23 protein-coding genes are annotated in these 23,948 nt (G+C 58.9%); 12 read left to right on the top strand and 11 right to left on the bottom strand.

Annotation, left to right across the window (positions count from 1 at the left end; translation table 11 throughout):
- Positions 1–4: 4 nt before the first annotated feature.
- The 4 genes from ACR0NO_RS15525 to ACR0NO_RS15510 all read right to left on the bottom strand — a co-directional run bounded on the left by ACR0NO_RS15525 (position 5) and on the right by ACR0NO_RS15510 (position 3,125).
- On the bottom strand, positions 5–931 hold the full coding sequence (locus ACR0NO_RS15525) for a thermonuclease family protein (RefSeq protein ID WP_480724599.1): 927 nt from the start codon (positions 929–931) through the stop codon (positions 5–7).
- Between the two features lie 93 nt (positions 932–1,024).
- A complete protein-coding gene (locus tag ACR0NO_RS15520) occupies positions 1,025–1,285 on the bottom strand; it encodes a DUF6525 family protein (protein ID WP_480724598.1) in 261 nt (86 codons plus the stop codon).
- On the bottom strand, positions 1,282–1,917 hold the full coding sequence (locus ACR0NO_RS15515; protein ID WP_480724597.1) for a DUF1826 domain-containing protein: 636 nt from the start codon (positions 1,915–1,917) through the stop codon (positions 1,282–1,284). The genes ACR0NO_RS15520 and ACR0NO_RS15515 overlap by 4 nt, the downstream gene beginning before the upstream one ends.
- The gene (locus ACR0NO_RS15510) at positions 1,914–3,125 is read right to left on the bottom strand and encodes a GTP-binding protein (RefSeq protein ID WP_480724596.1); all 1,212 of its coding nucleotides are present in this window, start codon (positions 3,123–3,125) and stop codon (positions 1,914–1,916) included. The genes ACR0NO_RS15515 and ACR0NO_RS15510 overlap by 4 nt, the downstream gene beginning before the upstream one ends.
- Positions 3,126–3,229: 104 nt before the next feature.
- Here ACR0NO_RS15510 and ACR0NO_RS15505 point away from each other — a divergent pair, with 104 nt between their 5' ends.
- The gene (locus ACR0NO_RS15505; protein ID WP_480724595.1) at positions 3,230–3,625 is read left to right on the top strand and encodes an RrF2 family transcriptional regulator; all 396 of its coding nucleotides are present in this window, start codon (positions 3,230–3,232) and stop codon (positions 3,623–3,625) included.
- 134 nt (positions 3,626–3,759) lie between these two features.
- Here ACR0NO_RS15505 and ACR0NO_RS15500 read toward each other — a convergent pair whose 3' ends face one another.
- Positions 3,760–4,773 (bottom strand): LacI family DNA-binding transcriptional regulator, encoded by a 1,014-nt coding sequence (locus ACR0NO_RS15500; protein ID WP_480724594.1) that lies wholly within the window; start codon positions 4,771–4,773, stop codon positions 3,760–3,762.
- Between the two features lie 231 nt (positions 4,774–5,004).
- Between ACR0NO_RS15500 and ACR0NO_RS15495 the strand changes: the two genes are divergently transcribed.
- The 6 genes from ACR0NO_RS15495 to ACR0NO_RS15470 all read left to right on the top strand — a co-directional run bounded on the left by ACR0NO_RS15495 (position 5,005) and on the right by ACR0NO_RS15470 (position 11,200).
- The gene (locus ACR0NO_RS15495; protein WP_170376927.1) at positions 5,005–6,309 is read left to right on the top strand and encodes an extracellular solute-binding protein; all 1,305 of its coding nucleotides are present in this window, start codon (positions 5,005–5,007) and stop codon (positions 6,307–6,309) included.
- Positions 6,310–6,381: 72 nt separating this feature from the next.
- The gene (locus ACR0NO_RS15490) at positions 6,382–7,263 is read left to right on the top strand and encodes an ABC transporter permease subunit (RefSeq protein ID WP_170376925.1); all 882 of its coding nucleotides are present in this window, start codon (positions 6,382–6,384) and stop codon (positions 7,261–7,263) included.
- 11 nt (positions 7,264–7,274) lie between these two features.
- Positions 7,275–8,168, top strand: coding sequence for an ABC transporter permease subunit (locus ACR0NO_RS15485; RefSeq protein WP_170376923.1), 894 nt, complete (start codon positions 7,275–7,277; stop codon positions 8,166–8,168).
- Between the two features lie 11 nt (positions 8,169–8,179).
- Positions 8,180–9,226: a sn-glycerol-3-phosphate ABC transporter ATP-binding protein UgpC gene (locus ACR0NO_RS15480; protein WP_170481540.1), complete on the top strand. Its 1,047-nt coding sequence runs from the start codon at positions 8,180–8,182 to the stop codon at positions 9,224–9,226.
- Positions 9,226–10,242 carry an endonuclease/exonuclease/phosphatase family protein gene (locus ACR0NO_RS15475; RefSeq protein WP_170718830.1) on the top strand — a complete coding sequence of 339 codons (1,017 nt, stop codon included), beginning with the start codon at positions 9,226–9,228 and terminating at the stop codon, positions 10,240–10,242. Before ACR0NO_RS15480 ends, ACR0NO_RS15475 begins: the two co-directional genes overlap by 1 nt.
- Before the next feature lie 196 nt (positions 10,243–10,438).
- Positions 10,439–11,200 (top strand): 4'-phosphopantetheinyl transferase family protein, encoded by a 762-nt coding sequence (locus ACR0NO_RS15470; RefSeq protein ID WP_480724593.1) that lies wholly within the window; start codon positions 10,439–10,441, stop codon positions 11,198–11,200.
- 133 nt (positions 11,201–11,333) lie between these two features.
- Here the strand turns inward: ACR0NO_RS15470 and ACR0NO_RS15465 are convergent, their stop codons facing one another.
- The gene (locus ACR0NO_RS15465) at positions 11,334–12,257 is read right to left on the bottom strand and encodes an SMP-30/gluconolactonase/LRE family protein (protein WP_480724592.1); all 924 of its coding nucleotides are present in this window, start codon (positions 12,255–12,257) and stop codon (positions 11,334–11,336) included.
- Between the two features lie 220 nt (positions 12,258–12,477).
- On the opposite strand from ACR0NO_RS15465, the gene ACR0NO_RS15460 reads away from it, so the two are divergent.
- The 4 genes from ACR0NO_RS15460 (at position 12,478) to ACR0NO_RS15445 (ending at position 16,789) form a co-directional block, all read left to right on the top strand.
- The gene (locus ACR0NO_RS15460) at positions 12,478–13,527 is read left to right on the top strand and encodes a patatin-like phospholipase family protein (RefSeq protein ID WP_170666945.1); all 1,050 of its coding nucleotides are present in this window, start codon (positions 12,478–12,480) and stop codon (positions 13,525–13,527) included.
- Positions 13,528–13,660: 133 nt separating this feature from the next.
- Positions 13,661–14,674: a catalase gene (locus tag ACR0NO_RS15455; protein WP_170666944.1), complete on the top strand. Its 1,014-nt coding sequence runs from the start codon at positions 13,661–13,663 to the stop codon at positions 14,672–14,674.
- A gap of 4 nt (positions 14,675–14,678) precedes the next feature.
- Positions 14,679–15,395 (top strand): hypothetical protein, encoded by a 717-nt coding sequence (locus ACR0NO_RS15450; RefSeq protein ID WP_170376913.1) that lies wholly within the window; start codon positions 14,679–14,681, stop codon positions 15,393–15,395.
- Positions 15,392–16,789 carry a Dyp-type peroxidase gene (locus ACR0NO_RS15445; RefSeq protein ID WP_480724591.1) on the top strand — a complete coding sequence of 466 codons (1,398 nt, stop codon included), beginning with the start codon at positions 15,392–15,394 and terminating at the stop codon, positions 16,787–16,789. Before ACR0NO_RS15450 ends, ACR0NO_RS15445 begins: the two co-directional genes overlap by 4 nt.
- 10 nt (positions 16,790–16,799) lie before the next feature.
- Here ACR0NO_RS15445 and ACR0NO_RS15440 read toward each other — a convergent pair whose 3' ends face one another.
- Genes ACR0NO_RS15440 through ACR0NO_RS15425 form a run of 4 tightly spaced genes read right to left on the bottom strand, consistent with a single transcriptional unit; the run spans position 16,800 to position 20,974 of the window.
- Positions 16,800–17,450, bottom strand: a complete 651-nt coding sequence (locus tag ACR0NO_RS15440) for an ATP-binding cassette domain-containing protein (RefSeq protein WP_480724717.1) — start codon at positions 17,448–17,450, stop codon at positions 16,800–16,802.
- On the bottom strand, positions 17,446–19,158 hold the full coding sequence (locus tag ACR0NO_RS15435) for an ABC transporter permease (protein WP_480724590.1): 1,713 nt from the start codon (positions 19,156–19,158) through the stop codon (positions 17,446–17,448). The genes ACR0NO_RS15440 and ACR0NO_RS15435 overlap by 5 nt, the downstream gene beginning before the upstream one ends.
- Complete coding sequence (locus ACR0NO_RS15430; protein WP_480724589.1) at positions 19,148–20,344, bottom strand: ABC transporter substrate-binding protein; 1,197 nt, start codon at positions 20,342–20,344, stop codon at positions 19,148–19,150. Before ACR0NO_RS15430 ends, ACR0NO_RS15435 begins: the two co-directional genes overlap by 11 nt.
- A gap of 15 nt (positions 20,345–20,359) precedes the next feature.
- A complete protein-coding gene (locus ACR0NO_RS15425) occupies positions 20,360–20,974 on the bottom strand; it encodes a CDP-alcohol phosphatidyltransferase family protein (RefSeq protein ID WP_480724588.1) in 615 nt (204 codons plus the stop codon).
- Between the two features lie 341 nt (positions 20,975–21,315).
- Between ACR0NO_RS15425 and ACR0NO_RS15420 the strand changes: the two genes are divergently transcribed.
- The gene (locus ACR0NO_RS15420; protein WP_480724587.1) at positions 21,316–22,290 is read left to right on the top strand and encodes a LysR family transcriptional regulator; all 975 of its coding nucleotides are present in this window, start codon (positions 21,316–21,318) and stop codon (positions 22,288–22,290) included.
- On the opposite strand, the gene ACR0NO_RS15415 is transcribed toward ACR0NO_RS15420, so the two are convergent.
- The gene (locus ACR0NO_RS15415) at positions 22,291–23,811 is read right to left on the bottom strand and encodes a trimethylamine methyltransferase family protein (protein WP_480724586.1); all 1,521 of its coding nucleotides are present in this window, start codon (positions 23,809–23,811) and stop codon (positions 22,291–22,293) included.
- Between the last annotated feature and the right edge of the window lie 137 nt (positions 23,812–23,948).

The raw sequence follows: 23,948 nt of genomic DNA, 5'->3' as shown, positions 1-23,948 counted from the left end.
GGCGCTACTGTGACGGCAGGCCGGTGTCGGACATGGTGAAATCGTCCGGCAGGATCACGATATCCTTGGGGTCGACCGTCAGCCTCATGGAAGTGGGCGAGGTCACCTCGACCACATTGTGGAAATGGGCGTCATAGTCATCAGGCAGAAGCATGCGATCGTCCCGGTCCCTCGGATCCGCGCGCAGCCAGGTGTCGAACCCGCTCAAATCATCGAATTCATCCGCGAAATAGTCATGCAAGCGCCGAAAGAGCTTGGGCCAGATTGCCAGATTCTGATAATTCGCCGGGGTTACTTCGAAGTCTTGCCCGGGGGCAGAAGCGTCATCAGGATACAGACCCTTCCCCGCCGCACGGGCCTGATCCGCAATCCCTCCGAGATGCCGGGCAAGTGAGATCGGCAGCGTCAGGTAGAACAGCGGATAGGACTGACCAGCCTCCAGGCTGCGAGCGTTGAAGCTCTGATCCACGCGGTCCGGCCTCAGTTTGAATACCTCACCGTCCGGTTCGGGCGCATCACCCGAGTAGACAAAGGCCACAATCCGGCCGTGGCCGTCCAGACCATTGGTCAGGATGTAACCGCGAACCGGGTTGTTTTCGACCTGCTGTACCTTGTTTGGCTTGTCATCCCAGAACACCACGTCTCCGAACCCGGCCCAATCCAACAGAAAATCGCGCGACGCCTCCGCAAGGGGTTTGTTCTGATGCGCGCTGCGGAAATGGGTTTCGAGCGCATCCAGACCTTCAAACCGCAGATTGATCATCCCGCGCCCATTGAAGCCGGGCCGGGGCTGACCCGAACGCCAAAGGTCCTGAACAAGCGACGGGTCATCTGGTTTGAATTTCAGAGTATCACCGTCAGGTTCCGGGCCCTGCTTTGGAATGTCGGGATAGAAAATATGAAACTCGCCCTTAATCAGCTTATAGGCCATTGCGCCCTCCGTAATTCATCAATCAACAATGATCGGATGGTGACGGCTGAGCGTAACAGTTTCAAGTCAAAGCGACCCCAGAGCGTGGATGCCTTAACCGCGCGGCAGGGCCATCACCTTGTCGCGTGCCAGTGTTCTCGCCTCGGCCCGATTCAGCGATAGCAACGTTTCTTCCGGCGTAAGACCTTTGGCCAGTGCTTTGACCCAAATCCGGCGCGCCGAGACGGGCGACCATGGCAGGGCCGCTTCCGACAACCACTGCCTCAACGGGGCGGGCAGGCTGTCAAAGACGGCCATGGGATCGCCCGCGCGCTTCCTGCGCCGCAAGCTGCTTTGTCCCAGATTTCCTGTCATGCGGCCTCGTCCAGGTCTGTGATGGGATCCAGCACCAGAACGAGCCGGGTCTCGCCGGTGCCTTCGATTGGAGGAGAACGGTGCAAAAGGCCCGACCGCGGTGTCTCCGGCCAACGTGTCCCACGTAACAGGATCGGAGACCCGGTTTGCACCGTAAAGACACGTTGAGGCTCAGCGCCATCACGCGAAATGCCGTATTGCGTACCGGTGCCGCGATAAGTGCAGACCAGTCGCGCGGTGATGGCGTCGATATGGAACTTGCGGCAGGCGTTGTTCGTGACAACATCCAGCCGCAACCGCAAATACCGGGCCGAGACCAGATCTGAGAACACGTCTGCCAGTAAGGCGATATCCGCCTCCAGCCAGTCCCGCTCAGGGCATGCTGGCAAACCGGACATGTCGCAAAGATGGCTGATTGTTTCGGCCACCTTGCCCAACGGAAGGATCACCCGCCCCTTCGGCAGGTCCTCGGGTTCAAGATCATTTAGCCAGCTTTGAACACTGGGCGGAGTTTGACGCCGCCAAAGTGCTGCGGCGCAGCCTGGGTTTAGAAAGGCGCTCAGCGCCTCGGGCGTATCCGCAACGCCAACCCCAACGGCCGCACCGATCACGGTTTGGCGCACAACGCTCATGCTGCGGCCTCAGCCTGACGCCAGATCGGGAACGGGTCGGGATAGTCCGGCAAATTGTCGGGACCCAAAGCCGCAACGGCAGGTACGAGGCAGGCATCCAAGCGCGCCCTAAGGGTCGGCCAGTCGATCCCCGCACCGATGAACACGATCTCTTGCCGGCGGTCTCCCCATGGTTCTTGCCAATGGGCCTGCATATAGGAGCGGGCACTGTCATGGGTTGGCCGCCGATCCTCTGGCACCGAAGCCCACCAAGTGCCCAAAGGCTGCACGCTAGAGAGCGCTCCGGCCAGCGAAAACTCAGCCACCCAATCGGGACGCGTAGAAATCCAGAAATGCCCCTTGGCCCGGATCACACCCGGCAGATCGCCGTTCAGAACCTCAAGGATACGCTCGGGCACGAAGGGCAGACGCGCCCGGTAGACATAAGACGCAACTCCATATTCTTCAGTCTCCGGCACGTGGTCAGCAAAGCCATACAGCTCTTTGGCCCACATCGGATGCTCATGGGCTTTTTCGAAGTCAAACAGCCCGGTATCGAGGATTTTCTCAGCCGCCACAGCGGAGTGATTGACCTCGACGATCTCGGCATCCGCATTAAGGCTGCGGATGATCTTGCGGGCCGCGTCGACCTTTTCCGGCCCGGCATCGTTGACCTTGTTCAGGATCACGACATCGGCGAACTCGATCTGATCTGTCAGCAAATGGACGAGGGTGCGTTCATCTTCCTCGCCCATGGTCTCACCGCGATCCTGCAGGAAGTCATGCGAGGAGAAATCCCCAAGCAGGTTAACCGCATCGACAACCGTCACCATCGTGTCCAGACGCGCCACATCGGACAGGCTTTCGCCATACTCATCGCGGAAATCAAAGGTCGCGGCCACCGGCAGAGGCTCAGAAATACCCGTTGATTCAATCAGTAGATAGTCAAAGCGCCCCTCGGCCGCCAGTCGGCGGACCTCATCCAGCAGGTCATCGCGCAGGGTGCAGCAGATACAGCCGTTCGACATTTCAACCAGCGTCTCGTCCGTGCGGCTCAGTTCGGTATCGGCGCGCACGAGGTCAGCGTCGATATTCACCTCGGACATATCGTTCACGATCACCGCGACACGGCGACCTTCGCGGTTGTTGAGAACCCGGTTCAGCAAAGTGGTCTTGCCAGCCCCAAGAAATCCGGAAAGCACCGTGACGGGAAGGCGCGTATCTGACATATGAGTCTCCATAGCTCTGGATGCGGTTCTTGTAACTTTCATAGTTACTAGATTAATGCAACAGCCAAAGTTACGTTGCCAGCAGGTTTGGAGAACCCCGTCATATGAAGCGCAATAGCCGCCTGTCACTTGCCCTGCACACGCTCAGCCACATGGCCGGAGAGCCGGACCGTGTGCGCACCTCAACCGAAATTGCGGACCATGCCGGAACCAACCCGGTTGTTGTGCGTCGCGTTCTGGGAAAACTACGTGCCGCCGGTCTGCTGACGTCCGAGAAAGGCCATGCAGGCGGATGGCGTCTGGCCCGCGTGCCGAGCGAAATCACGTTGGCCGATGTCTACCTTGCGCTGGACGAGCGCCTTGTCGCCAGCGGCCTTGAAGATGAGGCGCCAACCTGTTCTGTCGAACACGCCCTTCAAAAACGAGTACGCGGCGTTCTGGAAGAGATTGAGCAAAGCCTTGTGGAAAGACTTTCAGAGACTTCGATCCAAGAGGTCTGAGTCAGGGCCCTGCCTAGGTGTCGAGACCTCTCTCTGTTTGCAAGAGCGGGCAATAGGCGGTGTGAAGAATACTGTCATCCTGCACGGCGTCCAGAAACCCTTCGCGATTTCAGGCACCTCGGGCCGTATCTGTGTCAATGGGTACCGCGCGGGACAAAGAAGGGTTCGATCAGAAGGGTCTCACTGGCCTTAGCCGGTTCAGCCAGACGCTTTTCGAGCAAGGTGATCACATGTTCGACCGACAGGTCGATCGGATTGTTGATCGTGCTCAGATTGAAAGCGGGCCACCCGGCCATTTCAATATCGTCAAAGCCCACAATCGAGAGTGTTTCGGGCACGTCCACGCCCAGCTCCTGCGCGGCGGTCAACGCTCCGATCGCGCTGGCATCATTGGCACAGATCAGCGCATCAAGGCTGTTCTCACGCAGCAATTTCTGCGCTGCCTCGTAACCAGACCCAACCGTGAAATCTCCGACCTCTAGCGCAATCAGGGACAATCCTGCCGCCGCCAAAGTGTTGACCACCCCGGCCCTGCGATCATCTGACGATCCAAACTCGGCAGCGCCCGCAATGAACCCGAACCGTGTGCGGCCCTTGTCCAATAGAACACGAGTCGCGAGGGTCATCCCGTCAGCATTCTTGCAGCACACATTGTCGATCCCCGCCGCATCCACGATCCGCCCGGATGAGATCATGGGGACACCGAATTTGCTGCATTGCTCCACAAGCGCGCCGGGCATGCTGCCCCCGCGCAGAATCAAAGCATCCAGCGGATAGCGCAAAACGTGATCCATGGCTGATTCCGCGCTCTCGCCACTGCCATCAATCAGAATCGGCCACTTGTTCAGAGCGTTCAACTGCCCGACCAACCGGTTCACAAACTCCGAGTCGTAGGTGCTCCGCTTGTTGCCCACAAAGACCGCTACGAGGTGCGATCGCCCCCCCTTCAACCCCGCCGCCAACGCATTCGGTTGATACCCCATACGGTCAGCCATACGCATGATTTTTATACGTTTTTCCGCATCAAGGTAAGCGCCGGGCGTAAAAGCGCGGGACACGGCCGAGCGGGACACGCCCGCCGCATCGGCAACCGCCTGCGCCGTAACGCGGCGCGGTCTGTCCAGTTGTTTTTTGCTGTCATCAACCACGCCTAAGCTGTCCATCTTTTTTGTCGAATTTGTCAATATTGCTAGAAATCTTTCATTGAACTGTCATACGTTAACAGTATGTGGTCACGTGTGCAGTTTGCGGACGTGTTCCACTGATGCGGGTCGGAGGCTGCGCGCGAAAAACGCCGCAGGGGAGCCTGCATGAAAACTGGCACATAATGCCAACGGTCTTTTTGCTGCAAAGGGCCGATACCGAACCGGAGGATCGAAATGAACAATCTGAAGTTTTGCGCAACAGCTGCCGCGCTCGCGTTCACCGCGACCGCAGCTTTTGCAGAAACCGAAATCACTTGGTGGCATGCACATGGCGGGCAACTAGGGGAAACCGTCAACAAGGTTGCCGAGAAATTCAACGAGTCGCAGGACGAATACACAATCACTCCGATCTACAAGGGCAGCTACGAAGAAACGCTGACCGCCGGGATCGCTGCCTTCCGCGCGGGCGAGCAGCCCAACATCATGCAGGTGTTTGACGCAGGTGCCGCCACCGTGATCGCGGCCAAAGGCGCGACCGTTCCGGTTCAGGACCTGCTGGCTGAAAACGGCGTCGAATTCGACATCAATGACTACATTGCCGGTGTGCGTTATTTCTATGCCGACAGCGATGGCAAGATGATCGGGATGCCGTTCAACTCGTCGACCCCGATCCTGTATTACAATGTCGACGCTCTGGAAGCTGCTGGCGTGACCCCACCGAAGACTTGGGAAGAGTTCCAGTCGACAACCGCTCCGGCGCTGAAAGAGGCAGGCTACATCCCGCTCAGCCAGTCGCACCTGCCCTGGATCTTCACCGAGAACTTCATGTCGCGCCACAACCTGCCGTTTGCGACCAACAACAACGGCTATGACGGCATGGACACCGAGATCCTGGTCAACAACGACGCGATCAAGGCGCACTTCACCGCCGTGACCGAGTGGAAAGACAACGGCATGTTCGAATGGTATGGCACCGGTTGGGGTGACAACGCAAAACCGTTCGAAGAAGGCAAAGTTGCCATGTGGCTGGGTTCGTCCGGTTCGTTCGGCGGCCTGTTGCAGAAAGACCTGGGTTTTGAATTCAGCGCGGTTGAGCTGCCCTATTGGGAAGCTGTCACCGCTGAGCCGACCCAAACCTTCATCGGTGGCGCAGCGCTGTTCGCGATGTCGGGCAAGTCGGACGAGGAAAACAAGGCAACCGCTGAATTCTTCCGCTTCCTGACCGCACCTGAGACCCAGTATTTCTGGCACCAGGAAACCGGTTATGTCCCGATCACCGAGGCCGCTTATGAAGCCGCCAAAGCAGACGGCCACTATGATCGCTATCCTGCCGCCGAAGTTGGTGTGAACCAGCTGCAAGCCAAGGCCGGTGACAACACCAAGGGCTACCGCATGGGCTTCTACGTTCAGATCCGCGACATCATGAACCGCGAGTATGGCCGTATCCTGACCGGTGAGACCGACGTGGAAAGCGCTTTCCAGAACATTGAAGCCGAAGCCAACGAATTGCTGGCGCGCTTCGCCAAGACTCAGGGCTAAGGTTCTGGGATCACCCCCAAGATGGTCGCGCCTTTGGGCGCGGCCATCCCCCATTTTGCAACTGGACTAACAATGAAACGCGCGGGCTTCGACACTATCTGGCTTCCTGTGGCGCTGCTGCTGCCGCAGCTCATGATCATCGCCATTTTCTTCTACTGGCCCGCTGGATGGGCGCTGCAATCGTCGTTCTTTCTGCAGGATCCGTTCGGGTTCGGCTCGACCTTTGTGGGGGCGGACAACTACACCTCATTGCTGGGCAATGATCAGTACAAACGCATCGCGTGGTTTACGGTTGTCTTCTCAATTCTCGTCACCTTCTTTTCGCTGGCCATTGCACTTTTGCTGGCGGTCAAGGCCGATAAGGTGATCCGAGGGGCGAGATCCTATCGCACCCTGCTGATGTGGGTCTACGCGATCGCACCCCCGGTCGCGGGCTTTCTGGGTATTCTGTTCTTTGATCAAAGCACCGGCCCCATGACCAAGTTCTTCGGACTGTTCGGCTGGGAGTTCAAGCTGGGCGTTGACTACAACGCCACCGCAACGGCAATGATCATCGTTGCGGTGTGGAAACAGATCCCGGTCAATTTCATCTTCTTCCTATCGGGCCTGCAATCCATCCCACGTTCAGTTCGCGAGGCGGCCATGATCGACAACCGCTCGTCCACGCGGCGGTTCTGGGACGTGACCTTTCCTCTGCTGGCCCCAACCGCGTTTTTCCTCCTGATCATCAACATCACCTATGCCCTGTTCGATACATTCGGCATCATCGACGCACTGATGAAGGGTGAGCCGGGCAACAACCCGATGACGCTTGTCTACAAGGTGTATCTGGATGGCTTCCGCGGCAACGACCTTGGCGGATCCTCCGCGCAATCCGTTGTGTTGATGGCCCTTGTTCTGATCCTGACCGTCTTCCAGTTCCGGCTGGTGGAACGCCGGATTCACTATACCTGAGGGAGGAAATCATGGCCGACACCACACTCGACACACCCGCCGTGACCCGCAAACCCCGCAGAATCCGCTGGGAAACGATCGGAGATCACTTTGTCCTCATCCTTGGGTCCTTGCTGATGATCCTGCCACCTCTGCTGGCGCTGACGACAGCCAGCCACGATGCGGTCACCATCCACCGCGAAGGCATCCAACTGGGCCTAGGCGACGACCTGGGCAAGAACTTCAACGCCGCCATGTTTGAAAAAGGCGGGTTCACGCAGACAGTTGATGGCACCTTGATGCTGATGAACTCCTTCATTCTGGGCATCGGCTTTGCCGTGGGCAAGATCATCATCTCGATGATGGCCGCCTATGCCATCGTCTATTTCCGTCTGCGCTTTGCAACGCTGGCCTTCTGGGTGATCTTCACCACCCTGTTGCTGCCGCTCGAGGTCCGCATCCTGCCCTCCTACGAAGCGATCCAGAAACTGGGCCTGACCAACACCTATACCGGTCTAATCGTTCCCCTGATCGCATCTGCCACAGGCACGTTCTTCTTCCGGCAGTTCTTTATGTCCGTCCCCGAAGAACTGGCCGAGGCGGCCCGGATCGACGGCGCAGGGCCGTGGAAGTTCTTTATCGACATCCTCGTCCCGCTCAGCCGCACGATGATTGCCGCGATCTTCATCATCATGTTCGTCTTTGGCTGGAACCAGTACCTGTGGCCAACGCTGATCACGACGGATGAAAGCTTCTTCACGCTGGTCCGGGGCATCAAACAGATCGTGCTGACCTACACCGACAGTCAGATCCCCGAGCATGGACAAGCGTTGGCGCTGGCCATTGTTGCGATGATCCCGCCGGTGGCGATCGTCATCTTCTTCCAGAATTGGTTCGTCAAGGGCCTCACAGAATCCGACAAATAAGGAATACGCGCATGGCTCAGGTATCATTAGAGGGCATCCGCAAGGTCTATCCAAACGGCTTCAAGGCCGTTCAGACCACAAGCTTCACCATTCAAGACGGCGAGTTCGTTGTTCTGGTCGGTCCTTCGGGCTGCGGCAAATCCACGTTGCTGCGCATGATCGCGGGGCTCGAGGATATCACCGAAGGTACGCTGAAAATCGGCGACCGGGTGGTCAACGATGTGGACCCGGCAGATCGGGACATCGCGATGGTGTTCCAGAACTACGCGCTTTACCCGCATATGACGGTGCGCAAAAACATCGGGTATGGCCTGAAGAACCGCGGCACGCCAGCGACCGAGATCGCAGCCAAGGTCGAAGACGCCGCCAAGATGCTGAACCTGACTGAATATCTGGACCGCAAACCGGCGCAATTGTCCGGTGGTCAACGCCAGCGCGTCGCCATGGGGCGCGCGGTGGTGCGCGACCCCGCCTTGTTCCTCTTTGATGAACCTCTTTCGAACCTCGATGCAAAGCTGCGCAACCAGATGCGGATCGAGATCAAAGCCCTGCAGCGTCGTCTTGGCACGACGGCAGTTTACGTAACCCATGACCAGGTCGAGGCGATGACGATGGCCGACAGGATCATCGTTTTGAACGCAGGCCGGATTGAGCAGATCGGTACCCCCTCCGAGATCTACCACAATCCGGCTTCTACCTTCGTCGCCTCGTTCATGGGTGCCCCACCCATGAACCTGATCGAGGCCGAAGCGTCAGACGGGCAGGTCCGCCTCAACGGCTATGACGGGCTGATGCCCGCGCCACAGGCCGTCAGCGGCCCGGTGACCATGGGTGTACGTCCCGAGGATGTCGAACTGGATGAGAACGGATCCGTCTCGTTCCAGGTCGACATCCTCGAAGAACTTGGCGCGCATCGTTTGCTGCACGGAACGCTTGCGGACCAGCCATTTACAGTCATGGTCGGCAAAGACCATAGCGTGCACACGGGCGAAACCCGCATCACGCTGAAACACGACGCCCTGCGTCTGTTTGACGTGGAAACGGGAAAAGTCCTTTGATCACTGATACTGTCGCGACTTTGCCCGCTGTCACATCTGACCAGCGGGCTGAAATTCTGGCTGCCCCGCGCACAACGCAGGCGCATCGCTCGCTAATGGCATCCTTGCCGGCGATGAACGCGCTGCAATTGGGCGGCGAGGCCAAAGCGGCCCAACTGCCGGCGCAGATCACCGTCGCTGCCTGGAATGTTGAACGCTGCCTGTTTCCCGAAGAAACCGCCGCGCATCTGGCCCCGATCGCGCCAGATATCGTTCTGTTGTCCGAAGTCGATTGCGGCATGGCCCGCACCGCGCAACGCCACACCACCGAAGAGGTCGCTCGCGCCCTTGGCATGACCTACGCCTTTGGCGTCGAGTTTCACGAGCTTGACCTGGGCGGCCCGACCGAGCGCGCCTTTTGCACCGATGATTTCAACACAACCGGCTGGCACGGCAACGCCGTCCTGTCCTCAGTCCCGTTTGAACGCACGACGTTGATCCGGTTGGACGACCACGGCCACTGGTTCACCCCCGAAAGCGGCGCTGCCGACCCCGAGCAACCCCGGGTCGGCGGGCGCATGGCCATTGCCGCCGTGGTGCCCACCGAACAGGGGCCGATCTGCGTAGTCTCTACCCATCTGGAAAGTAATTCCGCCGCTGAACACCGGCAAGTTCAGTTCGAACTTCTGCTAAAGGAGATCGATGCCTTCGCCCCCGACATGCCCGTTCTGATCGGCGGAGATCTGAACACCGGCAACCACCTTCCCCCCGATTTCGACTGGCGCCGCGAAACCTTGTTCGCTCTGGCCGAAGATCAGGGCTATTCGTGGGCGTTTACGGCCGAGGGCGACACGACCCGCCCCAGTCTGATCACGCCACACCCGGACCGAAAGATGAAACTGGATTGGCTGGCCGGACGGGGTTTCACGCCCGTAGACAAAGGCGTGTTGAGTTCAATCTCAGCCACCGGCACACCGCTTTCTGACCACGACTGCGTGTGGACAAAGGCCGATATCTCCGCACTTTCAGACGCATGATCCAAATCCGGTCGCAGTCTGGCACGCGGCTACGCGATCTGCGGACATGAGGGGCACTCAGCCGCCCAACCCTCTGGGCGGGCCGTAGGTTCTAGCTTTCGGCCTCAGATGGTTCCCCACATCTCTCTACAATTCAAGCTGCCCCAATATGCTGGCGTCGTACGATTTGAAAAACCGGATTGACGTGGCGCGACGCTTGAGGGAAGCCAAGGGGGCCATGACACCGCCTGCCCAACACCTCTCTTCCCTTGAAACGCGCTCCGATGGGTTCCTGACGGACGTGGGGGCCATGGACATCGGGTCTGCGACAGCGACTGCTGTGATCGCGAGGTTTGATCAATCTCGTTTTGAAGATGACCTTTTTACGACGTTGTGCGTCGACCGCCCGGATCGTTTGGACAGGGCCGTTGAAAAGAGAAAGGCCGAGTACCTTGCAGGCCGTGCCGTAGCCATGGCCGCTTTGGCGTCAACGGGGCATGCATCGACGCAGATCGCCACAGGTCCCAACCGTGAGCCGATCTGGCCCGCAGGCGTCGCAGGTTCGATCACGCATTCAAAGGGGCGCTGTGCGGCGATTATCACCGATCAGCCCGGCACCTTGGTTGGCGTCGATATAGAGGACATCGCCGAAGGATCCTCACTGGATGCGATTTTCAAGGTCGCTTTGCAGCCCGAGGAAACCCGGCTGATCCGGGAAAGCGACGCGCAGGCGTTGAAGGCAACGCTTGTATTCTCAGCCAAAGAGACACTCTACAAAGCCCTGTTCCCGGCGGTAAAACAGTTCTTTGGTTTTGACCATGCCGAACTGCACTGCGCGCCCAGTGAAACCTTTCTAAGGCTGCGGTTGACCAAATCGTTGAAGAATACAGTCACGGCAGGGACGGAATTCGACATCGGCTACCGACAACTAGACCGCAGCGTCATTACCTGGCTTACCACACCCACGCCTGCAGACTGAGCCTCGGCAGTCCGGCCAAGGCCTTGTCCTTCTAGTTCTTTGTCGCCGGATTACACCTGCGACACACCCTCCGTGATTGGCCATGGCTCAAGCATATGCTGATCTCGACCGCGCAAAACCGACGGTCCTTACATCAAGCCGTAAACTCCAGCTTCAACCCCGGACGAGGCCATCTGGCCTTGTAGATTTTGCCCGTGCTGGAGGCGGTGATCCAGATGTCCTGCATGTCCTCACCACCAAAACACATATTGGTCGTGAAGAGGTCGGGGATGGCGACATGTTCGGTCAACCCGTCAGGACTAAACACCGTGATACCACCGTTGAAAATCGTCGCCACACAGACCCGTCCGTCGGCCTCGACCTTGAGACTGTCGAGCCATTGGTACCCCGGCAAGGTCTGCACCACCTGCCCTGGCATCCCCGGAATCGGGCCGGGCTCGACTTGGCCCTTGCCCGTGATCTTCATCGCCCAAAGCCGCCCAAACACTGTGTCCGAGACATAGACGGTGCCGCCATCCGGCGACAGCCCGACCCCGTTGGGCATCGGGATCGTAGCAGCCTTGATAAGTGTCTTGCCGTCGATCGTGGCATAGTACAGCCCGCCATAGCGCGTGGACTCTGCGTCCTCGATCCCCGTATCGGTGAACCAGAACCCGCCATCCTTGTCGAAAACCAGATCGTCGGGCGCGATCAGCCGTTTCCCCTCATAGGAGTCGAACAGCATCGTAACCTCTCCGGTTTCAAGATCGACCCGATGGACCGACCCGCCCTTGTAGTGCGGACGAATGGGGGCGGGGACGGTAATATCGTCGGGGCCGTAGGGCACGAAACTGTAGACACCGCCATTGTTGCAGACATAAGCCGCGCCATCCGGGCCGATCGCCACGCCATTCGGGCCGCCGGGGATTTCGGCCACCACACTGACGGTGCCATCCACGGACAGGCGCACAAGGGTCTGCTCTTTGATATCCACGAACAGGACCGAGCCATCATTCATCGCAACCGGACCTTCTGGAAAGCCCAGCCCGCTGCACATCTCATGTAGTTCCAACGCCATAGCCTCAACTCCCTGATTGCGCCGTGGCCCCGGTGGGGTCGGCCATTGCGGGCCAAGCCCGTCCTTTTCGCGGCGAACTGTGCTGACAAATACAGGTTTTCGCAAGGCTTTTTCCAATTTGCTATGCGGGATAAGCCTCAACGGGTCGCAAAACGGCTGGCTTTTCCCAGCCCAGTTATCCTAAAACCTCCTACAACTAAAAAGCGATGAGGCGCATCGAATGGTATTCAAACTTGTGTCCTGCGATGGCGGGGGGATCAGGGGCTACCTGACCTGCCTGATCCTGCAAAGCCTGCAGGAAGAGACCGGCGTTCTGGACAAGGCCGACGGGTTCGCGGGAACCTCGACCGGTGGGCTGATCGCCGTGGCGCTGGCGGATGGCCGGACGCAGGGCAAGGATATGGGCCAGCTGATCGGCGACCTTGCCGCGCATTACCGTGAAGATGCCGACAAGATCTTCCGCGAAAACGAACACAGCTTTCTGGACAAGGCGCTGGATGAGGTGCTGCGGCGGTTCAAACTGGGCGGAGGCCCGGGCATCACCGCCTCGCAATACAATGCCACCGGGCTGGAGGAGATCGGGCGCAGTCTGGTCGGAGACCGCAAAGTCAATTCTCTGTCGCCGGATCTGGTTCTGGCGGTCAACACCGTGTGCCTGCATCGCAGCGACAAGGTGGGATGGTCCCCGTTCACTATCACCAACCAGACGCTGGGCTACGAAAAATGGCTGGATATGAGCGATGTCGGCCTGCTGGATGTCGCCATGGCAAGCTCGGCCGCGCCATCCTATTTCCCACCGCATCAGATCATCTCGGACGGGGTGGACTATGGCTATTTCGCTGATGGCGGGGCCTTTGCCAACAATCCAGTGATGAACGGCATCAACGTGGCCATCGCGGCTGGTCGCGCCGAAGGGCTGGCGCATATCGAGGCTCTGTCGATCGGCACTGGCCAACAGCCCACAGATATCTCGGAGGAGATGATCAAGAACCCCGACGACTGGGGCCTGTTGAAGTGGTTCGGGATCACCTCGGGCGCGCCTCGGGGGGCTTTGATCGAACTGCTGCTAACCACATCTGCCGAAAACCAGTATTGGATGGCCCATCTTGTGTTGAAAGAGCGAATGGTGCGTCTGAACCCTCCGCTACCCAAGGTCGTGGGGCTGGCAACACACCGACCTGAATCCTACGATCTGATGGAGAAGGCATTCTACACCTGCCGGCAAAGTGAATACTGGACCCATGCCAAAGATATGCTGAACAAATGGTAGCCGAACTCAGTTTTGCTTGATCAAACAGTGGCTTCGCTGGGTTTTATGTATTCTTCCTGTTGCCTTTGCCCGACCAGTGTTTATGGTTAACGCCACATTTTTGGGGTAACTTCAGTTAACAGGTGGTCAAGTCATGAGCGATCCCGGCCTTGCCGAGAAGCTGGTAGAAGTTCTGCATCGTCCTGATGGTGATCTGGCTCTACGCCCCGTTCACACAATCGGGATCAGTGCGACCGGCTATTTCAAGCCCACACCCATCGCCCGGAATTTCTGCGCCGCGGATCACTTCACCAATGAAAAGACGGATGTGATTGTTCGGTTTTCGAACGGATCGGGCTGCGCCGTGGTGCATGACGGCTGGTCCGATGTCCGGGGGCTAGCGGTTCGGTTTCACTTGTCTGATGGTTCTGATACCGACCTGATCGCGATGAACCTGCCCGAGTTCTTCACCCCGACGCCCGAGACGTTTCTGGATTTCGCCGAGGCCGCCAAGCCCAAGCTCTACAACGGTCAGACCCCCTGGCAGAAAATCTGGAGCTACCTTCAACTGATGCTGCCTGAACGCGACCCCTATCCTGGCGAGACGATCAGCCCGGACGAAGGCGCCATCGGGTTTGCCGACCGGAACGCTTATTCTCAACTTGGTGTATTGCAGGCCGCCCAGATCGGCGCGCCAACAAGCTACGCGCGGGCGGCCTATCACGCCTGCCATACATTCATCGTAACCGGAGCAGAGGGCGTACGCCGCTGGGTGCGGTTTTCGTGGCAACCCATCGCAGGCGTGCTTAACACCGACCCGGATGAGACCCCCGTGGATGACTATCTGCAGGCTGAACTTAGGGAGCGTCTTGCTAAAGAACCTGCGCGGTTCTCTCTGATGATGACAATCGGTGAGGTCGGAGACGATTTCAACAACTCCTCGCGCCCCTGGCCACCTCATCGCAAACGGATCATGATGGGCGTTCTCACGCTAAACGCTGTGCCTGAGGACCAGATAGAACAGTCTGAGAAGCTCAGCTTCAATCCTGGTTTGCTGACCCCCGGGATTGAGGCCTCGGATGATCCTGTACTGAAAATGCGCATCGACTCGTACAAAATCTCAAGCGCTTGGCGCGGCGGGTCCCCCTGCCCGTTTTCGAAGGGGTAAGACCATGACTCGTCAGAACAGCTGGTTCAACCGCTACGTCAACACCCTGCCGGATCGGGGATGGTTCAAGTTCCTGTCACGCTACATCGTTGTGCCCTATTGGCACTGGCGCGACCCCAAGCCGAAACTGCCCGGCGGCCCGCGCCCCTCGCCACAACCCAGCGAGAACGTGCAGCGCATGATGAACCTGATCATGCCGCTGAAAGACCCCTCGCCCGCTGGACGTGCCCATGCCGCGCTGGCGATCGCGCAGAACGTCGAAGAGATCTTTGCAGGGCTCGACAATGTCGGAACGGTGCATTTCGCCCGGTTTCTGCTGATCGACGACAAGATCTGCATGATTTCGGTCTATGACGGCGATTTCAGCAACTACATTCGGGATTTCATCACCACCATCGGCAGTGTGTTCAACGACGTCATCTCGCTCGTGGACGGGGCGGAGCACCTGATCCCGACCGAGCACAACGTCGAAGAGTTCATCGACTGGGTCCATGAGCACGACCTGTTTCAGGCCCCCGATTTCCCGACCGACTTGTTCGGCCTTCAGGATGAGGCCAAAGGGTTGCCTCCTAACCAGCCGCCGCATCGGCTGGAAACCCTTCCGCGTGCGTTTGTTCTGCAACTCTACGCGAACCCTAACCTGTCGCTGGGGGGCGGTTATCGCGCCTATCCGGGCGTTTCCGCCGCGCAAGTGCGCCAAAAATTTGGACAAGGCTGGTGACTGCAAAACTCGATCTCGCCGACATTCAGGGCAACATCCTGCGCGGTTATCGCCGCGATCTGGTGCGCCATCTGTTTCTTGAAGTCACCGACCGCGCCGCGGCCCGTCAGTTTCTGGCAACCGCCGTCGATGGCGGCAGTGACGCGGTCCCCGAAATCACCCGAGGGGTGTTGTGGGAGGTCAAGCCGCCCCTTTGTTTCAACATCGGCCTCACCTATGCCGGGCTGCGCGCGCTTGGCACCGCGTCCGAGGATCTGAAAACCTTCCCCAGCGAATTCGTGCAGGGCATGACGAAACGCGCGATGAAACTGGGCGATTTCGGCACCAGCGCACCGGATCACTGGCCGGCTCCGTTTGATCAACCTGACCGGGTTCACATCATGGCGTCGGTCTATTCCGACGTTCAGGATCACCTAGACCTGGTAGAGAAACAGGTTGGCGCGGCCTTCACCATTCTGGGTAAACGCGACGGCCGCAATCTGGCCGATAGCAAGGTGTTTTTCGGCTATGTCGATGGCATTTCCCAGCCCCGGTTCGAGCAGGTCTATGACCCCGAGCAAGCCGGTGTCGATGAACCGATTGACCCGCTGGGCACCGCCCTGCTGGGTTATCCCACACGCCAAGAGGGCGTGGTGTTCCGCGTCCCCTCGCCCAATGCGCTTGGTTTCAACGGGTCGTTCAATGCGTTCCGAGTTCTGGCGCAGGATGCGGCCGGTTTCGAGGCCTATCTGGACAAAGCCGCCGATTATCTGATGGATCACCCGGATCGCGACAAATTAGTCGATCCGAACAATCTGGATCGCATCGGAGAAGGCCTAGACATCCACGGCGCGCTGCGTGAGGTCGTCGCAGCACAGATGTGCGGGCGCTGGCGCAACGGCGTTCCTTATGAGTTGTCACCGGATGCGCAATGGCCCGAGCATGAGGTCTCGTTGACCAATTTCAACTACAACGCCCATTCCCGCTGTCCCGCCGGCTCGCATCTGCGACGAGGCAACCCGCGCGGCGGTCGGATCGTACAGCGCATCGCCAACTACACGCGACGACTGGTGCGGCGCGGCATGTCCTACGGCCCGGATTTCGACCCGCAAAACCCCGACACCGCCGAACGCGGCCTGCTAGGCAGCTTCATCGGCGCCAATATCGGCGCACAGTTTGAAGCGGTGATGTGCGACTGGATCAACCTCGGCCTGCACGACCCGACAATCACGGGGGCCAATGACCCTCTGCTGGGGGCGAACACGCCGGAAACCAGCTGGTTCGACCTCAGCCTGCCAGATGGCGGCACGATCCGACTGCACGGCTTTCCCCGCCTGATCCATACACGCGGTGGCGCGTACACGTTCCTGCCCAGCTTGACGGCGATCAAGTACCTGTCCGGATTGACGAACTAGGCAAAGCTGATCATCTCGACGAACACCGCTTTTCAGGCAGTGTCACAACCCTGCCTCCTGCGGCATCGGCATCGGCGATGTCATGCGTCACCAACAAAACCGGCAGCCGCGCCGCGCGGGCTCGGGTAAAGACGAGGTCCCGCATTCTGTCCCTGAGGCCGACATCGAGGCGCGAGAAAGGCTCATCCAAAAGCAGGGCATCGGGCTCCGCTAAAAGCATCCGCATAAGGGCGACACGGGCGCGCTGACCTCCGGACAGGGTCTCGGGATCGCGGGCTTCAAACCCGTCCAACCCGATCTCGGACAAGGCGGCCTGAATGCGCGCGGCCCGGTCCGGGGTACGGGGCGGCAGGCCAAAGCCGACATTCTGACCAACAGACAGGTGTGGGAACAACAGGTGGTCCTGAAACAGGATCCCAACGCGGCGCTTCTGGGGTGGCAGGGCATTCAGAACCCGCCCGTTCAAAGTAATGCGCCCTTCAAGACGAAAGGCGGGCGACAAAGTTCCGGTGATCGCTGCAAGAATGGTGGATTTCCCAACCCCGGACGGCCCCATCAGGCTCAGTACCTCTCCGGGCGCGATGTCAGCCGATAGCTGCACCAGCCCTCTGCCATCGGCGTGAGAGATCGAAAGCTGATCCAAAAAGAGGCCGTTTTCAATCATGGCGCAGTCCGCTTTTGTTGCGATAGACAATTCTGGGGATCATCAAGGCCAGCAGGAATGGCAGCCATGCCGTGAACGCCAGCGCGATGGTCCAGACCCCTATCGCACGACGATCACCGCCTGAAAACAGGGCCAGCGCTTCAGTCGTCAACGTGTTCAACCGCCCGCCCGAGGCCAGAAGAGTGGCCAGATATTGGCCGACTGACACCGCCATCCCCACCGCAAGCGCCGTCAAGATCGGAGCCAGCAACATTGGCAGCCGTATACGCCAAAGCACTCCGACCGGTCCCAGCCCCATGGCGGCGCCAATCGTGGCATAGCGACGGTCGAGCGCGCGGTAAGGGCCGGCCAAGGCCAGAAACACGTAGGGCAAAACGAAGACCAAATGGGTCAGGACCACAGGGAGGGTGCCCTGCGCCGCTCCGATCTGGATCATCAGGATCTGCAGGCCCGGCAGGAAAGCGATCTGAGGCAGGATGAGCGGTAGGTACAGGATCACCATACCTGTCTTGTTCATCTTGCGCCGGGTGCGGAGTTCTGCGTTCAGGCAGCCGATCACCAGAACCAAAGCGATCAGTGCGGTGGCAAACGCCAGTGCCAAGGTGACCAGGGTGACCTCTACCGCGTCCGGGCCGTGGCGCTCCCAGGACATCATACTGAAGCTGCTCGGTAGCGCGTCGGGAAACCTCCAACGTCCGGCGAAGGACCAGATGAACTGGCCGATCAGCCCGCCGAACACCGCGATCCCCGCCGTGAGTGACACCACGAGGCCAAGGGTTCTAAGGGCGGTGTCGCGCAAGCCCATGCCGCGCGTTCCGCTTTCCACACCACGGTTGATCAGCGCGGCCACGGCCCTTTCACCACCTCGCCAGACCATGATGGCCGCCGCCACCAGCCCCAACTGAACCAAGGCAGCCGCAGCAGCGGGCGCGCGCATGGCCAAATCGGGGTCCGTCATCCAGCGCAGGATGAACATGGACAGCGTCGGTGGGCGCGACGGCCCCAGAACCATCGCGACATCCACATTCGACATCGCATACGCCAGGACCGCATAGATCGGCAGCCGAATCTGTATGTAGAGCGCGGGCATCACGGCCAGAAACCACCCTCGGACCCTGCCGTAGCCCAGCACTTGCGTCACGCGCATCCGCTCAGCCGATTTGATCTGAGGCAGCGCGGCCAGCGACATCAGCAGCAGAAATGGCAGTTCTTTAATCATCAGCCCAGCAATTAAAGACCACCCGCCGGGGTCTTGCAGGATCAACACGTCCGGAGGGCGGGTCCATCCCGTCAGACCGGGCGAGATAAGACGCGCAATCCAGCCTGACGGCGCAATCAGGAAAGCCAGCCCCAGCGCGGCCGCCGCATGGGGTACAGACAAAAGAGGCGACAGCAGCGCCTCGAGCCGCGAAAACCCGCGTGTACCCTGCCAACCTGCGATCAGTAGAAAACACCCGATCAGCGCCCCAAACGTTGAAAGGAAACCGGTTTTGAATGATAGCCAGAGGGCCTGACCGACGCCCGGCTCGGCCCAGAGGCGCACCCACGGATCAAATGAAAACCCGTTTTGCCCGTCCGGGCGCATACCTCCGAAGGCCGGGAGGATCGTTCCCAAAAGCCCGGCTGCGATCGGACCCAGCAACAACGCTATGGTTAGCGTCGGTGCCAGCCCCCATGGTTTGCCGGTGCTTAGGTCAGTTGCCAACGCCGTAACGCTCAGCCCAATCCGCTTCGATCCGGGTCATCCAGCTGGGATGCGGCTCCGGCAGGGCTTGGCCAAGCTCGGCGGGCGAAAGGGTTGCTACGCCCAGCTCCAACGCGTCGAACCCGGCACGATCGTCAGCCGAAAGGGCGGCCATGTCCAGCACGGTGCTAAAACCCAGTACCTTCGGATCCTGCGCGCGCAGTTGCGCCTCGGGGCTCATCAGGAAATCAGCAACGACCATGGCACCCGCTTTGGCCGAGGCATTGTAGGGGATCGCCACAAAGCTGGCATTGCCCAGCGTTCCATCCTCCAGAACGAAGGTCCGCGCGCTTTCCGGCAGCTGCTGGTTGGCAATGGCCGTTGTCGCCTCACCCGGAGAAAAGCTGATCGCCATATCGACCTCTCCGTCGTTGATCAGCTGCAGTTGGCTTGGCCCGGTTTGCGGATAGGCGCGACCTGCCCGCCAGAGGTCCGGCGTGACATCCTGCAGCCAGTCCCACAGTGGCGCCGTCACCTGCGCATAGTCGTCACCAGCGGGCTGTTGCAGGATGGCCGGGTCCTCGACCAGTTCAATCAGCATCTGTTTCAGGAAGGTCGTTCCCAGAAAATCAGGTGGCTGAGGGAAGGTGAACCGACCCGGGTTCACAGCCGCCCATTCGCGAATTGCCTCGGCGGATTTGGGAGGCTCAGGCAGTACCTCGCTATCATAGATGAACACGACCTGCGCCATGGCCCAAGGGCTTTCATACCCTTTGGTCGGGACGGTGAAATCTGTGGTGACGGTCTTGCCGTCCACGTCTACGAACCGCCAGTTGGGCAGAGCCTCAGCAAAGGGGCCAAACAGAAGATCGGCCTCTTTCATGGCACTGAAATTGGCGCCGTTGATCCATATCAGATCAATCGCTCCGTCCGTGTCCTGACCAGCGGACTTCTCGGCAATCACTCGGCTTACCGCGTCAGCGGTATCGGTGAGTTTCACGTGCTCAAGCTTGACGCCATGTTCCTCTTCGACGCGGGTTCCGACCCATTCGATGAAATCGTTGATCGTGGTCGAACCACCCCATGCGTTCCAATAGACGGTCTGGCCGTTGGCCTCATCCAGAACGTCCTGCCAGTTTGCGGGATCAGGTTCAGCCCATGCTGTTCCGGCCAGCGCCGCGCAGAGGGCAGCAAATAGATGTTTCATGGGTTTTCCTTGCGTTTATTCCGAGTGAGTGAAGACCTGCCGCGCCAACAGGATGCGCGAAATGGCGGTGACAAAGCAAACCGCGCCAAACGCCCATGCCATTGGGCCAAACCAAGCGGGCAGCAGGCAGATTGCTATGAAGAAGGCAATGGTTTCAGTGCCTTCCAGAAGACCCCCAGTGAAGTAGAGTGACTTGGACCCGTGTTTCTGCGACTCCAGCCCCCGTTTTTCGGCCAGGATCGCATAGCCCAGAAAGGTCGCGCCGTTGAAGTAGAAGCTGACCAGCAACCATGCTCCGGCCAGGGCATTTGCCGACGGGTCCGCCCAGACAAATGCCATTGGAATCGCGCCGTAGAACAGAAAATCACAGGTGATATCGAGATAGCCGCCAAAGTCGGTCTTTCGCCCAGCGCGCGCGATTGCCCCATCCAGACCATCCGCCAGACGCGACAACAGGATGAACAGCACCGCCAGAAGCTGCAATCCCAGCACGATCGCCCCAGCTGCCAAGAGGCCGAAGCCCAGACCCGCCAGAGTTACAAGATCAGCCGAGACACCACGCGCCGCCAACCCCCGCCCAATCGCGTTTAACGGCGGATCGATCAAAGGGCGGATGCGGGCATCAAGCATTGTTGGCCTCCGGGCTGCGGACAATTGGCACGGAGGCGGAGCTTTCACATGCCGTGGCATCGGGCAGAATTGAAAAGAGAAGGCCGTTTTCCAACCTGAGTTGCCTCACTACCGGTTTGCACGACATCGACAAGATCGTGCCGTTTTACTTGGGTACGATTAAAGAACGAAGCGGTGAAAGAAAAAAGGAATACCGCATCTTCACACTGTTGTGTCATCTGCAACATGAGAAGATTGTGGCATTGTGGTTAGTAGGTGCGGCTTTTCGTTGATTTGATAGTTTACCAACAATAATTTCAAATCATTGTAGCTAATTCACGCCGAGTTCGTGCCGAGGAAACATGCCCCGCCCTAACGCCAACAAGGACCTGAACCTAAAAGGCTTGGAGTTGTTTCAGATCTGCGCCCAGAAAGGATCGCTTCAGGCCGCAGCCGAGGAAACTGGCCTGACCATCAGCACCGTCTCGCATCACTTGCGCAATCTCGAAGACCACCTTGGGGTCGAGCTGTTCAACCACGCGCGCAGGCCGATGGTTCTGACGCCCAAAGGGCAGGTCTTTCTGCGCAATATCAGTGACGCACTGTATACCATCCGCAAAGCCAAGGCCGAAGCATCCGCCGGGAATATTGCCGAGGCGAGTTACCTTAGGATTGGCACGATCGAGGATTTCGACAGCGATATCATCCCAGAACTCGCCGTCTTTCTTTCGGGCCACATGCCGAGCTGCGATTTCATGTACCACACCGATTCCAGCCATGCGATTGTCGAGATGCTGCGCAACCGGCATCTTGATCTGGGGATCACGACCACCCCAGAGGAACGGCTGCGGGACCTGCAGGATCGCCCATTGTTACGAGACCCGTTTGTGGTGGTCCTCCCTCGGTTCGGCGAGAAATCCCTTTCCGACGTTGTCGAAGGGCGCACCAAACTTCCGTTCTTGCGGTTTTCCGGCAATCTGATCATCGCCCGGCAGATCGAGTCCCAAATGCGACGGCTGGGGCTTTCACCGCAGTCCAATTTCGAATGCAGCAACAACCAGACTTTGATGGCTATGGTCGCCGCAGGTGCGGGCTGGACCATCACCACCCCTTTGCTGTTCTCGCGTGCCAAAAGGTTTCACCCAAATCTTAGCATGCACAAATTTCCGGGCAAAAGCTTTGCTCGCACGCTTGCGATTGTCTCTACACCCGATTGTTCGCGGTCCGTGTTGGACCTGATAGATGGCAAGATGCGCGCACTGATCCGAGATCACGCTTTGACTGCGCAATATGAGAAAACTCCGTGGCTGGCGGATAGCTTCAAACTGGTAGAATGATCAGATCAGAATATTGAACCGAGACCGGATGGCTTCCTCCTGCTCGGACGTCAGGTACGAGGGGTTGTGGTCGCGAAGAATCTCATCCGCGCGGGCCTTTGCCCTACCCCATGCATCTTGAGCGCCATTTTCTGCCCATGTGCGCGGCTCAGCTCGATCAGCAAGTGTGGGGTAGAAGTAGTCCCGCTCCATCGCCGCATGAGTATGTTGGCCCCCCAAGAAATGCCCATCACCCAGAACGGCATCACAAATCGCATCGAACCCGAGGTTGTCGTCCGTTACCTCGACCCCGCGCAAGGCGCGATAGGTGTTGGAGTGCATCTCATCATCCAGCACGAAAGCCTCAAAACTGGCCCCCAACAACGATGCAGTCATGCCCGAGCTTTCGTAGATCAAGTTCCCACCCGCCAAAGCCGCTGCCATGGAGGTTATGCCTTTCTCCATCCCGTATTGCGCGTCTATGGCCTTGGCGTCGGTCATTGAACAGGCCACGCCCGAGGGCAAACCAAGCCAATTGGACAGTTGCGCCGATGCGGCATTCAACACCGCGGTCTCTCCGCTGCCGCCAGAAAATGCCCCAGTGCGCAGGTCGATGACCAGAGGCCAGTTCGAGAACACCATCGGAAAACCAGGTTGGATTGCGTGGACCATCAATAGGGCCGCCAAGGTTTCCGCCAGAGATTGCGCCAGAAACCCCGCCAAGGTCGCAGGCGCCGTCGCTCCGGCCTGCGCCGCCGTGATGCACGAGATCGGAATATTGTGTTTGATGCACTCGTAGGTGACATCCACCGCATCTTCGCCATAACGCATGGGCGATATCATCGGGCTGATATGCGCCTTCATGAACGGGCGTTTGGCAAATTCTCCGGGCCCTCCTGCGGCGATGTCCAGCATCTCGACTATCGGAGCGACATATTCGGCCAGCGTGAAGGACGTCGCCGTCGGTTTGGTGGTGTTCTTGAGCAGCGCGAAAACGGTGTTAACATCCAGATCATAGTTGTCCGGCACATCGGTCGCCACGCAGCAACGTGTGAACCAGCTGATATTCGCCAGCGTGTCCTGTAGCCGCGTAAAGGCATGCAGGTCCTTCAGGGTCGAAGGACGATAGAGCGCGCTTTCCATATCAAGCGTTTGCACCGCGGCCCCACCGGTTCCGAAATACACTTTGTTGCCACCAACTTCGATCGACCTCTTGGGATCGCGGCCATGCAAGGTGAAGGTCTTTGCGGCTTGATCAATCGCCTCTTCGACAAGCTCGGGCGGGAACAGAACGCGCCCCTTGCCGTTGTCTACGGCTCCCACGGCCAACAGATCGTTTCGCAATCTGTCCGGCACCTCTCCGATACCCAGTTTCTCAAGCAAGTCGAGGGCAGTATCATAGATGCGGCGCAGGTCGGCTTCGCTGAGCGGCTTATACATCCCACCGATCTGACCCGGCGGGCATGGATCAAAAACGGGCTTGGCTGCCCGTTGTGCCAGACGCCCTTCGCGCCCACCTCGCTTGCTACGCTGTCCAGCCATTCCCAGTCCTTTGAAACAGGGTGTTTGTGATATGAAGCAAGAGGAATTGTTGCCCGTGGCGCAAGATCATCTCTTTTACTTCGAAAAAATAGATTTCTAATTTTGATAAAGTCTCATTATATCACTCTACAATTGCA

Source organism: Ruegeria sp. CL3 (assembly GCF_056536505.1).
The sequence above is the reverse complement of the archived record's forward strand: the minus strand, read 5'-3'. Positions and strand labels throughout refer to the sequence as shown.

What these genes read in the sequence shown, in the direction of transcription:
- ACR0NO_RS15525 (WP_480724599.1), bottom strand. Translation starts at nt 931, where the DNA reads ATGGCCTATAAGCTGATTAAGGGCGAGTTTCATATTTTCTATCCCGAC.
- ACR0NO_RS15520 (WP_480724598.1), bottom strand. Translation starts at nt 1,285, where the DNA reads ATGACAGGAAATCTGGGACAAAGCAGCTTGCGGCGCAGGAAGCGCGCG.
- ACR0NO_RS15515 (WP_480724597.1), bottom strand. Translation starts at nt 1,917, where the DNA reads ATGAGCGTTGTGCGCCAAACCGTGATCGGTGCGGCCGTTGGGGTTGGC.
- ACR0NO_RS15510 (WP_480724596.1), bottom strand. Translation starts at nt 3,125, where the DNA reads ATGTCAGATACGCGCCTTCCCGTCACGGTGCTTTCCGGATTTCTTGGG.
- ACR0NO_RS15505 (WP_480724595.1), top strand. Translation starts at nt 3,230, where the DNA reads ATGAAGCGCAATAGCCGCCTGTCACTTGCCCTGCACACGCTCAGCCAC.
- ACR0NO_RS15495 (WP_170376927.1), top strand. Translation starts at nt 5,005, where the DNA reads ATGAACAATCTGAAGTTTTGCGCAACAGCTGCCGCGCTCGCGTTCACC.
- ACR0NO_RS15490 (WP_170376925.1), top strand. Translation starts at nt 6,382, where the DNA reads ATGAAACGCGCGGGCTTCGACACTATCTGGCTTCCTGTGGCGCTGCTG.
- ACR0NO_RS15485 (WP_170376923.1), top strand. Translation starts at nt 7,275, where the DNA reads ATGGCCGACACCACACTCGACACACCCGCCGTGACCCGCAAACCCCGC.
- ACR0NO_RS15480 (WP_170481540.1), top strand. Translation starts at nt 8,180, where the DNA reads ATGGCTCAGGTATCATTAGAGGGCATCCGCAAGGTCTATCCAAACGGC.
- ACR0NO_RS15465 (WP_480724592.1), bottom strand. Translation starts at nt 12,257, where the DNA reads ATGGCGTTGGAACTACATGAGATGTGCAGCGGGCTGGGCTTTCCAGAA.
- ACR0NO_RS15460 (WP_170666945.1), top strand. Translation starts at nt 12,478, where the DNA reads ATGGTATTCAAACTTGTGTCCTGCGATGGCGGGGGGATCAGGGGCTAC.
- ACR0NO_RS15455 (WP_170666944.1), top strand. Translation starts at nt 13,661, where the DNA reads ATGAGCGATCCCGGCCTTGCCGAGAAGCTGGTAGAAGTTCTGCATCGT.
- ACR0NO_RS15450 (WP_170376913.1), top strand. Translation starts at nt 14,679, where the DNA reads ATGACTCGTCAGAACAGCTGGTTCAACCGCTACGTCAACACCCTGCCG.
- ACR0NO_RS15430 (WP_480724589.1), bottom strand. Translation starts at nt 20,344, where the DNA reads ATGAAACATCTATTTGCTGCCCTCTGCGCGGCGCTGGCCGGAACAGCA.
- ACR0NO_RS15425 (WP_480724588.1), bottom strand. Translation starts at nt 20,974, where the DNA reads ATGCTTGATGCCCGCATCCGCCCTTTGATCGATCCGCCGTTAAACGCG.
- ACR0NO_RS15420 (WP_480724587.1), top strand. Translation starts at nt 21,316, where the DNA reads ATGCCCCGCCCTAACGCCAACAAGGACCTGAACCTAAAAGGCTTGGAG.
- ACR0NO_RS15415 (WP_480724586.1), bottom strand. Translation starts at nt 23,811, where the DNA reads ATGGCTGGACAGCGTAGCAAGCGAGGTGGGCGCGAAGGGCGTCTGGCA.